This window comes from Ignavibacteriota bacterium (assembly GCA_013285405.1).
In the GTDB taxonomy this organism is placed as follows: domain Bacteria; phylum Bacteroidota; class Ignavibacteria; order Ignavibacteriales; family Ignavibacteriaceae; genus IGN2.
In genome coordinates this window covers 203,557-216,304 of the sequence record CP053446.1, presented here as the reverse complement: position 1 = coordinate 216,304, position 12,748 = coordinate 203,557, and the positions used below count along the sequence as shown (strand labels likewise).

At 36.1% G+C, this 12,748-nt stretch carries 8 protein-coding genes; 5 read left to right on the top strand and 3 right to left on the bottom strand.

The genetic code is table 11. From position 1 onward, the window contains the following. The first annotated feature begins 34 nt into the window (after positions 1-34). The 5 genes from HND39_00950 to HND39_00930 all read left to right on the top strand — a co-directional run bounded on the left by HND39_00950 (position 35) and on the right by HND39_00930 (position 8,745). Positions 35-2,038 carry a T9SS type A sorting domain-containing protein gene (locus HND39_00950; protein ID QKJ94942.1) on the top strand — a complete coding sequence of 668 codons (2,004 nt, stop codon included), beginning with the start codon at positions 35-37 and terminating at the stop codon, positions 2,036-2,038. A 132-nt stretch (positions 2,039-2,170) separates the two neighbouring features. Further along, positions 2,171-4,735 (top strand): LPS-assembly protein LptD, encoded by a 2,565-nt coding sequence (locus HND39_00945; GenBank protein ID QKJ94941.1) that lies wholly within the window; start codon positions 2,171-2,173, stop codon positions 4,733-4,735. Between the two features lie 37 nt (positions 4,736-4,772). Then, positions 4,773-5,243, top strand: a complete 471-nt coding sequence (locus tag HND39_00940) for a hypothetical protein (GenBank protein QKJ94940.1) — start codon at positions 4,773-4,775, stop codon at positions 5,241-5,243. A 598-nt stretch (positions 5,244-5,841) separates the two neighbouring features. Beyond that, a complete protein-coding gene (locus HND39_00935; protein ID QKJ97832.1) occupies positions 5,842-7,680 on the top strand; it encodes a T9SS type A sorting domain-containing protein in 1,839 nt (612 codons plus the stop codon). A 459-nt stretch (positions 7,681-8,139) separates the two neighbouring features. Beyond that, on the top strand, positions 8,140-8,745 hold the full coding sequence (locus HND39_00930; GenBank protein ID QKJ97831.1) for a T9SS type A sorting domain-containing protein: 606 nt from the start codon (positions 8,140-8,142) through the stop codon (positions 8,743-8,745). On the opposite strand, the gene HND39_00925 is transcribed toward HND39_00930, so the two are convergent. From HND39_00925 to rpsA, 3 genes are read right to left on the bottom strand one after another with little or no spacing between them, the layout of a single operon-like run. Next, positions 8,737-9,480, bottom strand: coding sequence for a hypothetical protein (locus HND39_00925; protein QKJ94939.1), 744 nt, complete (start codon positions 9,478-9,480; stop codon positions 8,737-8,739). The two genes, HND39_00930 and HND39_00925, sit on opposite strands and share 9 nt — an antisense overlap. 17 nt (positions 9,481-9,497) lie before the next feature. After that, positions 9,498-10,832, bottom strand: a complete 1,335-nt coding sequence (gene mtaB, locus HND39_00920) for a tRNA (N(6)-L-threonylcarbamoyladenosine(37)-C(2))-methylthiotransferase MtaB (GenBank protein ID QKJ94938.1) — start codon at positions 10,830-10,832, stop codon at positions 9,498-9,500. Between the two features lie 58 nt (positions 10,833-10,890). Then, the gene (rpsA, locus tag HND39_00915; protein QKJ94937.1) at positions 10,891-12,708 is read right to left on the bottom strand and encodes a 30S ribosomal protein S1; all 1,818 of its coding nucleotides are present in this window, start codon (positions 12,706-12,708) and stop codon (positions 10,891-10,893) included. Between the last annotated feature and the right edge of the window lie 40 nt (positions 12,709-12,748).

Here is a 12,748-nt window from a genome sequence, read left to right as displayed (position 1 = left end):
TTCCCTATTTATTATGTAACAAAGGAATAAAGAGATGCGTTTGAAAATAGTTTTTTGTCTGTTGTTTTTAGTTAGTAGTGTTTCTCTTGCACAAATGAGCAGAGAAGAAAGGTTGCAGCAATTAAAAGACAGAGATGACATAAAAGTAACCGAGATTGAAAAAGATATTCTGAAACTTGAATACCCTAATGGCAAAGTGCTATATAAAAACATTTCCGATTACCGATCACTAGTTACCGATTACCCGAACTACTCGCCAAATTACGATAGCACGATAATAGACCTTACAATAATTGATACAACGCTTTATTACCAGATGTACAGCTTCTGGCAGGAAGTACCTGTGGCTCCTGCGCAAATGCCACTGTCTATTAAAGCAGCAGATATAAACCAGAATTACCTGCCCGAATTGTATGGTTTTGAAAAGCATTACCAAACAAGCTGGTTTAACTTACCTTTAAAAATCTTCGAGCTCGATCCTGCTGACAGCATATTTAAGATTGTATATACTTATCCCGATACGATAACAAGAGCAGAAGGTAAGTACGATATAAATGGTGATGGGCAGTTGCAGTTATTTACATCAAGTACCGATTTACTGGCACCACACTTAAAAGTCATTTATAAAAAACCATTCCCTAATTCATTTGCTGTTACAGAGGATTTTCGTTTTACTGTATGGAACCAAATGAATGACCCTATGCTTGGTGATTATAATAGCGATGGATTGACTGACCTGCTTTATTATTCATTAGATGCATATACAGCAATTGCCGAGTATAATTCTGTATTTAATAGTTTTGATTCCGTTTATGCTTTCCCAGAACCAGATATCTATGGGGCCGGTTTTTCTACCGAAGATATAGACGGGAACGGTTATCCAGATATTGTACTAGGTAGTATTCATGGATTAGTGCATGTATTGGAATACCAGCCAGGCACAGGGTACCAGAATATTTGGAATGATACTCTTGATACTTATAACGCTTATGTACACTTTACAACAATGGATGTTGACGGCAACGGCAAGCCGGAATTTTGGGTCGGAGGGGATGCTTTTTATGGCAGTACTCCCAAAACGTTATATACATGCTATGAATCTGACGGGAATAACAATTATAAAGTTGTAACCAAAATCTGGCTTGTGGGAGTATTCTCATTCGACGCTTATAATGCCTTTGCAGTTGATGTTGATAAGGACGGAGTTGAAGAGCTTGGAATATGCGTTGACCAGCATTTTCTGATACTGAAGTTTACTGGGAGTCCTAATCAACATTCCTATGAACTTTATTACATTAAAAAAAATGAGATGGTGGGTAATTATAATGTTTATTATGGTGCTTCAATGTATGATCTGACTGGTGATTCTAAAGAAGAAATTTTAATAAGTAGACAACAAGAAAATAACGGACAACTTAGATTATTTACCAGCATATATCGTCCTTCGGTTATCGTGCCTGTAGAATTAACTTCATTTACGGTTTTGCTCAGAGGCAATAATGTTTTGTTAAGCTGGAGTACTGCCAGTGAGTTAAATAATAAAGGATTTGAAATAGAAAGGTCATCAGTCAATGGTCAATGGTCATTGGTTGGTTTTGTTGAAGGACATGGAACTACTTCCGAACAGCAAAAATACTCTTATAAAGATTCAAGTTTAACGAGTGGGAAATATTCATACAGGTTAAAGCAAATTGATTATGACGGCAGTTTTAAATATTCAAAAGAAATGGAAGTTGATTTATCAACTCCTCTGAAATATTTACTCGAACAGAATTATCCGAATCCTTTCAATCCAACAACAACAATTTCATACTCAATAAAAACTTCCGGACAGGTTCAACTAAAAGTTTATGATATGCTCGGGACAGAAGTAGCTTCATTGGTAAATGAAAATCAAGAAGCAGGAAATTATTCAGTTACTTTCAACGCAGCAGAACTTCCGAGGCGATCAGGCTCAGCATTGACGAGTGGAATTTATTTCTACACATTAACTTCAGGAAATTTTATGGAGACGAAGAAATTAATTTTGCTGAAGTAAATTAACCTTTTTTACAAAAGCCGGAGTTGTAAGCTCTGGCTTTTTTATGTCCTCAAACGAAAATAAATTTCGATTGCGATCGTTCTAATAATCAGACTATTCTTAATCATTTCATATTTTTATCTTTCAGGTATGAAAATCATTCTGTCTGTAATTCTTGTGTATGTTATTTGTATTCGTGCAATTGCACAGCAGGATGATTTACTTCAAAAAATCAATGTAGATTCACTCCAAACAGGAATTGAAGATACTCTTTTAACTTCTGCGACAGACTCTTTAAAACTTCAATCGCAAAAAAAATCGGATCTCGATACGGTTGTTTATGCAAGCGGGTCGGATTCATTATTCTTCTTCGTCAAAGAAAAGAAAATGTCAATTTACGGTGAAGCTAAAATCAATTACAGGCAGTCCGAAATTAAAAGTGCTAACATTTTCCTCGATTTTAAAAAATATGAAATTGAAGCCGTTGGAGTTCCCTCAGATACCTCTGCTTCAACCCTGATTGGTACACCAGTTCTAACTGAAGCAGGAGAAGTTTATGAAGGAAAACAGATGAGGTATAATTTTAAAACCGGGCAAGGTTCGCTTTCTGCTGCTGATACTGAACTTGAAGGTGCTTTTTATCATGGTGCAAAAATTAAAAAAGTGACTAAAGATACTTATTTCATTCAGGACGGAGTTTACACGACCTGCGATATTAAAGAACCACACTATTGTTTTACATCACCCAAAATGAAAATGATTCAGGGAGAAGAATTAGCTGCTGAATGGATATGGCTGAACTTTGGCGGTGTACCGGTACCAATACCTCTGCCTTTTATCATTGTTCCGCTGCAATCAGGAAGAAGATCAGGTCTAATTCCGCCGGTTTTTGGAAGCGATGCACGATATGGAACTTATATCAGCAGATTTGGTTACTTCTGGGCGATCAGTGATTATATGGATATAAATGCAACGATGGATTATTACACTCGCGGAAGCATTGGTGTTGGTTCGCGATTTAGATATGCGAATCGTTATAATTACAATGGTTTTGCTGAAGGTTCTTACAGAGATTTTACACAGGGTGAACCGACCGATCCAAATTACAATAAGCAGGTAGATTGGAGGATCAAGTTTTTCCATGCTCAGAATTTCACTCCCACATTGCGGCTTGATGCAAATCTTGAATTTGCTTCAAAAGATTTTCTTCAGAACGGTACAGGTGATTTAAATGATCTTTTAAGAAACGAAATTATTTCAAATGCTACTTTATCAAAAACATGGGATGAATCAGGAAATAGTGCTTCCATAAATTATAACAGGAGACAAGTACTTGAAACCAACGATATCTTCGAAGTGCTTCCGAGTGCTTTATTCAGATTAGCACAAAGCTATCCATTCAGATCATCTTCAAGTGAAATAGACAGAGAGTGGTATGAACTGCTTGGTTATTCATATTCAGGTCAATTTCAGAATCAAAGAAATAAAACATCCGGCAATCTGGAAGAACGATTGGGTTTGCAGCATAGTGTTACTTCTGATCTGTCGCCTAAAATAGGATACTTTTCTGTTTCACCAAGAATCAGGTTTGATTCAAAATGGTATAACGAACAGATTGAACAACATTCTATAGCTTCATCTGCTGGAAAAGATTCGATTATTACAAATGAAGTTAAAAAGTTAAGTGCAGTAAATACATTTGATGTTGGAATAAATGCTTCAACAAAATTTTATGGAATGTTCAATATTAATTCTGTTGGCATCAATGTTATTCGTCATACAGTTACTCCGAATATTTCATACAATTATCGTCCTGATTTTTCTGAATCCGGTTGGGGCTATTATGGTCAATATACTAAATTAGATGGCACTACAATGAAATATGACAGGTATCAGAAAGAAGTTTATGGCGGTTCGGGACTAGGTGAGCAACAAAACATAAATTTCTCCATCGGAAATAATTTTGAAATGAAAACTATAGTTGATCCGACAGATACAACGTCCAAAGAAAATAAAATTCAACTGCTGAATCTTACAATCGGTTCCGGATATAATTTTGCCGCAGATTCGTTAAACTTTGCAGATGTAAGTCTGACTTATAGAACTCAGGTCGGAGAGTTTTTTGATTTATCGGGTGCTTCACGGTTTACTCCTTATGATTACAGTGGAAATATTTCCAGAATTAATCGTTACCTCGTTGATGCAGGTAAAGGAATATTAAGATTGACGGGATTAAATTTTTCAGTCTCCTCAAGTATATCCGGTGAAAAATTTGCTTCTTCCGATAATCAAAACAAAACAACAGATGACGAATTTGGTCTTGTTGATGAGGAAAGCAAAAGTGTTTACCAGGGAATTTATAATAATGCTGATCCTGATTTTACAATTCCATGGAGTATCTCACTTAGCTACAATTACAACCTTAGCCGTCCAACTCCCGAAAACTCAACCATCCAATCAAATCTAAGTGGTAGTTTCAGTTTCAGCTTAACTCCTTTGTGGAAATTTGATGTAACGGGAAGTTATGATTTTCAAAGTAAAGAATTTGCTGCACCTCAGATAAGGATTTCAAGAGATCTACATTGCTGGCTGATGAATTTCGTATGGAACCCAATTGGTACATACACAGGGTTTAGATTTGAGATAAGAGTCAAAGCCCCGCAGTTGCAGGATTTGAAACTTACCAAGCAGGATCAATTCTATAACACCCGGTAATTATTGAAATATTTTAAATGATAAACTACAGATTCAATTGAAACATTATATAATAGATGGCAATAACCTGATTGGTAAAGATAAAATCTTAAATCAGATACAAAAGAAAAATAAACAACAGAGCAGAGAGAAACTTTCTTTTATGCTTTCAAGATATTTTAGCAGCACTAAGTCATCTGTTAGCTTACACTTTGATGGTTTTGAAAAAGAATCAGTTAAAACTTCAAATCTCAAAATAATTTATTCGAATAATTCTTCTGCCGATAACAAGATCAAAAGTGAAATTGAGAAGAGCAAAAATCCGAGGAATATCATTCTTATCACATCAGATAATAATCTGATTGAATTTGGGAGAGTGTGTAGCTGCAAAGTAATTCGGAGCGAGGATTTTACTTACCAGTTAAAACAAGCAAATGAAGACTTTGAGGATCAAATTAAGACAGGTACAAATCTTAATGTTGAAGAATATAAAAAACTGTTCGGGGTAAATTCTTCAGATAACGATTAACTTTTTTGATTATTGCTAAAATAGATTTAATTTTGTTCAAAAATTTGTTGAACAATTATTACAATAGAACCAACAGCAGTATTTCTATCCCTTTAATTGAGTTTGCAGTTCTCAGAAATATTAGTCATCATTTTCAGAAAGAGCATCACATAAATATTAAACTAATTACATTCATCCATAAATCAATTCAGGAGGTTTAGTGAATAACAGGCTACTAAAACCAATTCTCTCTCTACTATTAATTATTATAACTGTGTCTCTGTTCTTTTCAGGACATATTATTGCACAGGGAGATAATCCACTTGTTGATGCGGTACCAAGCGTTTGGGTCCCGGCAAACTATCATTCAGATTCAGAAGAGGATGTTATAACTATTAATGGTTATGATGATTTCAATCTTGGTATTGATTTCGCAGAACCGCACCTCTCTCAAAATCCGTTAAATCCGCTGCAGTATTTTGGTGCATATAATACCAACGGTGCATGGAGAACTTCAGATGGTCACAACTGGACTTCATCCTCACCAAATTTTGGAGCTTCGCCAAATGGTGACCCAATAACTACTTATGATGGCGCAGGAAATTTATATTATGAAACTATGGTCGGAAGTGTTACCGGTTGCAGGGTAATCCGGTCAACAGATAACGGTGCTACCTGGACTACTGGGGTCGTTGCTGTTGCTGGTCAGGATAAAAACTGGATGGTTGCAGATCAAACATCAGGACCAAACTCAGGCAATATTTACACTGGAATGACCCCCGGCAATTTTGCACGATCTACAAATCTTGGTGCATCATGGACTACAACTAATACGTTTTCAACTCAAAATTTACCTGGCTTTATGATTTGTATTGGTCCAAATGGTTCAACTGATGGTGGAAATGTTTTTGTTGTAACAAACTCAGGCAGTGCATTTGCATCTACTTACACTTTTTATCTTTCAACAAATGGTGGTTTAAATTTCACATTAAAATCGGCACAGAATTTTTCCAATTATGTTGGAACTAATATTGGCGGAAGAAATTCTGTACAAAATATGCGAACCAGACCTTATCCATTCATCGTTGCTGATCAGAGTACTGGTACATACAGAGGGAGATTGTATCTTGTTTATGCTTCCAATAACCCGTCAGGTAATGCAAACAAACCTGATATATTTTGCAGATATTCAACTGATCAGGGAACCACCTGGTCATCTGCAGTAACTGTAAATGATGATGTTCCCAGTACAGGTAATCATCAATGGCATCCATCAATCTGGTGCGATGTTGGTTCCGGAAGATTATTTGTTAAGTGGATGGATACTCGCGATACTCCAACCAGCGACAGTGCGTATATTTATGCAAGTTATTCAGATGACGGTGGTGTAACATGGGCTCAAAACCAGCGGATATCCAATCAGAAGATGAGAATCAATTGCACATCATGCCCTGGTGGTGGAACTCCACGTTATCAGGGAGATTATGATGCGATTATTTCTTCGGATAATCAGTCACTTATGATGTGGACAGATTTCAGAAATAATAACTTTGGCAGCTTTGTAGGATACTTTCCTGATTTCGCAATGACTGTTGCACCAAATTCTGTGATCATTCCTAATTCAGGTGGTCAGGAAATAGTAACTGTAAGTGTACCCGGAGTTAAATTATATTCGAGTGATGCAGTATTTACTGCAACGGTCAGTCCAACTCCTCCAAATGGAAATATTACGCTTGATTTTCCGAGCGGCAATACAATCAGTTCATTTCCGGCCAGCATTCCTTTAAGCATTCAGACGAGCGGAAATGTAACACTGGGAAGTTATACAATCACAATTCAAGGCACGGGACCAGGTGGCGCACCGCCGGTTCATCGCAGAACAATTACTCTCGATGTAATCGTACCTGTTGAACTTACATCTTTCGCAGCAGCTTCAGATAAAAATGATGTTATCCTCACCTGGAATACCGCAACAGAATTGAACAATCAGGGATTTGAAATCCAAAGAAAGATTACTGGTGAATTCGAAAGAGTTGGATTCGTTGAAGGAAGAGGAACAACAACAGAAGCTCAAAATTATCTTTTCAGAGATAAGGATCTCCTTTCAGGAAATTATACTTACAGATTAAAGCAGACGGACTTTGATGGCTCATTTGCATATTCAGATGAAGTTGAAATCGAGATCTCACAACCGAATGTTTTCTATCTTGGTCAGAATTATCCGAATCCATTTAATCCATCAACAAATATCAAGTATTCAATTCCTGCTGACGGAAATGTAACATTGAAAATTTACGATATACTTGGGGAAGAAGTAAGTACGTTAGTAAATGAATTCCAGCAGGCAGGAACATTTGATGTAGTATTTGATGGATCGAATCTGTCAAGCGGAGTATATTACTATCAGCTAACAAGTGGCGAATTAACATCCACTAAGAAAATGATGCTTACAAAATAAATAAACTTACAATGCTTTTATTGAAAAGGGAACCCCAGTTCCCTTTTTTTTTACATTTGGTTCAATATGTCTTCTGATCAAAAATGAACATCCTCTCGTGCAGTGTATTTTTATTAGTTAAAAGCCATGAGTTTTATTCAATTAAAAAATGTTGTTACTGAAGAAATTATTGAATGATTCACTAAAATGTGAGTCGCATATTGTAGCTAAATTTTTATATCTTTGCCAATCATTAACAAATATTAATACTTTGTGAAGGTAAATTACTTTTTAGCGTTTTTATTTCTAGTTTTTTTAACTGTTGCTATTGTTGCAAACATTGAAGAAACTACTTTGATTGGCTGCACTGAGCTTAATGGCAGTGGATGTGTTTGTCATACAACCGAGCGTGATACGCTTGTTAAAGTATGGATTGAAGGTCCCGAGTCATTACTTGTCGGACAGACGGGTCTATACAAAATGCTAATGGCTGGTGGTCCGGCTGAAGCCGGTGGTTATAACGTAGCCGGAAGATTTGGTGAAATGGTTTTAGTGGATTCTTTTTCTGAACGACATCCATTGGCACTAAACGAATTAACGCAAGCATTCTCTCTTCCTTTTCCAACGACTCAGGATACGATATATTGGGAGTTCGGATACAAAGCACTTGAATCAGCTACTGATTGGGATACAATTTATTCCTGTGGATTAAGTCTTGTGTGGGATTCCATTCCTGATTTTAGAGACAGATGGAATTTTGGACCGAAGTATCCTGTTAAAATTATATCAGTGACAGATGTTAAAGATAATATTTCCAGTCCTGAAGATTTTGTATTGTATCAGAATTATCCGAATCCGTTTAACCCAACAACGACGTTTGGATTTCGGATTCCGGATTTTGGATTTGTTAATCTAAAAATTTATGATGCTTTGGGAAAAGAAGTTGCTAATGTAGTAGATGAGGAAAAATCGCCCGGGGAGTACGATGTGAAATTCGATGCGTCTGGTTTAACAAGCGGAATTTATTTTTATAAACTCGAAGCCGGTATTTATAGTTCGACTAAGAAGATGATTCTGTTAAAATGATTTTTGCACATTAAATGCAAGACTTGTTGGTAAATTTGGTACGCTCATAAATCCCACAGAAAAATTCCAGCTTACTTCTTCCTCCAAATTGTTATTATAAGCTGAAACCATTCTCGCTGCGTTAATTGCACTCACTAATCTGTTCAAAATTAAACCGCCAACAACAAACCTGATTCCGTTGCTTGCCTGTTCACTTGAATTCCACATATCGCGATAAGTTCTTCGTTCGTCAGTAGAATTCCATTTCCAGAAATATGATTGCTCATCGTACATCTCGTTGAAATTTCTTTCTAAAGCTTTCTGTTCATTGTAAGTGTAAACGCTTGTATAGTCACCTATGTTAGCATAGAAATCTTCGTCTTTATTGGCATCATTTATCACACCCGCTGCAGTAGCCGCATAAGATTTATAATTATCTTCCTGCCAGTTTGAATATGCACTCATACCGATAAACGTTCCCCATAAAAGTCCATCAGCAATTGTAAAATACTTACCGACATCATAAGCATCTGCATAAAGTTCACCCATACCAGGCAGAAGAAGAGAGTACACAATTCCCAACCCAACACTTTTCTTTTCATTGCTTACGTATGAATTAATCGCAATGTTTGACGCGTTGTAGCTAATATCGGAATCTTTTATTGTATTTTTTAATTCTTGAATTGATTTTGAATTTTCTGTCTGCGAGAAAATGATAGTGGAGGAAATCAGAAGTATCAGGCAAAATAATTTCATATTTTTTTATTTGAAGTTTATGTTTCTGCGGTGATTAAATCAACTGAATTTTTTGTGGACAATAAAGTACAATTACAAACTTCTTCGGGTGTATTATCCAGCATTACAGGCACTATTTTACCTTTCAAAGCATCATGAAAATTTGTTTGAACCCTGATATAATTAGAAGTAAAGCCCTGTATCATTCCATCTTTGCTGTTATGCTCAAATAAAACTTTTTGTGTTGTGCCGATCATCTCTTCATAGAACCGGGTCCTTTTTTTCTCACTTAATATTCGGAGAATGTTATTTCTTCTCTTTCTTTCCTGAACGTCAATTGAACCTTGTAATGAAATTGCTTTTGTATTTGGTCTTTCCGAGTATGTGAAAACGTGAAGATAGGAGATTGGCAAATCTCTTAAAAAATTATGGGTATGGATGAAATCCTCTTCAGTTTCGCCGGGGAATCCAACTATTACATCAACTCCTATTCCTGCATCGGGAATTCGATTTTTAATTTTATGAATCAAATGATAGTAAATATCTGATGTATATCTTCTCTGCATTGCTTTCAGAATACGTGGACTTCCATTCTGCAGAGGAATATGAAAATGATTACAGAGTTTTTCTGAGTCAGCCGTGAGATTAATTATTTCATCTGAAAGAAGATTCGGTTCGATTGAACTTATTCTTATTCTGAATTTACCTTCGATTCTAATAAGTTCCGAGAGAAGTTTAAACAAATTAGTATCAATGTTTTTTCCATAATCACCAACATTCACACCAGTAAGAACAATTTCCGTGTAACCTGAATCAAGCAATTTTATAAATTCATCTTTAACTTTATTTACAGCAAGACTTCTGCTTGCCCCGCGTGCTAATGGGATCGTGCAAAAAGAACAAGTATAATCGCATCCATCCTGAATTTTTAAAAATGCTCGTGTTCTGCTATCGGCATCTGTAGAGTGAGCTACACCAAACTCAGTCAAATTTTCTGTGGGAGTAACAGATATACAAGTCAAATCTCTTTTATTAAAATTTTCAATCAGAGAAAAAAGTTTGAACTTCTCGTTGCTTCCCAGTACGGCATCTACTCCATCTATCTTTGCGATTTCTTCAGGGCGAAGCTGAGCATAACATCCTGTCACGATAACAAATGCTTCAGGGTTTTGTCTTAGTACTCTTCTGATTAATTGCCGGCATTCTCTTTCGGCAGATTCCGTTACTGAGCAGGTATTCAGAACATAAACATCAGCAATTTCCTGGATGCTTACGATTTCATATTCTTTGTCAAGAAATTGACTGCCGATTGAAGAAGTTTCTGAATAGTTCAACTTACAGCCGAGTGTATGTAACGCAACTTTTTTATTCATTACTTTTTAAAAGAAAAGCGGGATGAATACCCGCTCTTCAAATTTAACTATGAAATGATTATTGAGGTTCTTCAGTCTTTTTTACTTCAGGATTTTCTTGAATCTCAAAAATCGGGAATTCAGAAGAATCAATTGCACCTGTATCAGCATTTTTAATACTGTCCAGAGATACTTTCTCAAGTTTATGTTTATTCAGATATTCCTGAATTTCATTATCTGATTTATCTTTTAATGCAGCAATAGTGCTGAGTACAATTTTCTTATTGTTCTTATCGAATTCGATTACTTTTATGGGGATAATATCATCAACCGGAAAATGATTTGCAAGGTTCTTCAATTTAGAAGTTGATAATTGATTTGCAGGAACGAATCCATCAACGCCTTCCGGTAATTCAGCAATCAATCCTTTCTCAATAATTCGAACTACTTTTCCCTCAGAGATAGTTCCAACAGCAAATTTCTGTTCGAATGTATCCCATGGATTATCCATAATTTGTTTATGACCGAGTGAAATTTTTCTTGATTCAACATCAACACTTAGCACGATAACTTCAAGCGATTCACCTTTCTTTACAACTTCCCCGGGGTGACGAATCTTCTTAGTCCAGGAAAGATCAGAAATATGTACAAGTCCATCCACACCCGGCTCAAGTTCAACAAATACACCAAAATTGGTAAGATTTCTTGCAACACCTGTATGTCTTGAACCAACAGGGTATTTAATCATCAATGTCTGCCATGGATCTGGTTCAAGTTGTTTGATTCCAAGAGAAATTTTCTTTTCATCTTTATCCAGACTCAGAATAATTGCTTCAACAATCTGTCCCATCGCAACAACCTGTGAAGGATGTTTGATATGCTGAGTCCAACTCATTTCAGAATTATGAATCAGACCTTCAATACCTTTTTCAATTTCAATGAAAGCGCCGTAATCAGTAAGTGAAACAACTCTGCCAGCAACCTTATCACCAATTTTATATTTCTCGTCAATATTTTCCCATGGATGCGGGAGTAGTTTTTTAAGGCTGAGAGAGATTCTCCTCTTTGCTTCATCGTAGTCTGTTACAACAACTTTAAGAGTTTCATCAAGTTTAACAACTTCGCTTGGGTGATTTATTCTTCCCCAGCTAAGATCGGTTATATGAATTAAACCATCCACTCCACCAAGATCAACAAAAACACCGAAATCTGTTACAGCTTTAACAACACCTTCAAGTATCTGACCTCTTTCAAGGCTTTCAAGAATTGCTTTTCTTTGATCTGCAATTTCTTCTTCAATAAGTACTTTGTGAGAAACAACAACGTTTTCCGTTGGGATGTTTACTTTCACAACTTTGAAATCCATTGTTTGTCCAACTAAAGCATCAAAATCTCTGATTGGTCTGATATCAATTTGTGATCCGGGTAAAAATGCTTCCATCCCGATTAAATCAACAACCATTCCGCCTTTAATTCTTTTGATAATTTTTCCATCGATGATTTCGCCGGTATCGTGGGCTCGCAGAACTTTCTCCCAGATTCGTAAGAAATCTGCCCGTGATTTACTTAGAACGAGATTTCCTTCCTGGTCTTCTACACTTTCAAGTACTACTTCAACTTCCTGTCCAACTTCAAGTTTTGCATCTTCGCCGAACTCACTTCTTGGAATAGTACCTTCAGATTTAAATCCGACATCAATAATTACATTATCATCCTGAATTCTTACTAGTTTACCTTTAACAAGTTCACCTTGCTTTACATCCCGAAATGATTCGGTGTACATATTAGCAAGCTGTTCGAATTCTTCCTGTGTGTAATCGTATGTATTGAACTTATTTTTCGCTTTTTCGAAATCTTCTAATACATTGGTTGACTTTACTTTCACATCAGTGGTCATTAATCCTCCTGAAATTAATTAAATATCTTTCCGCTCAAAA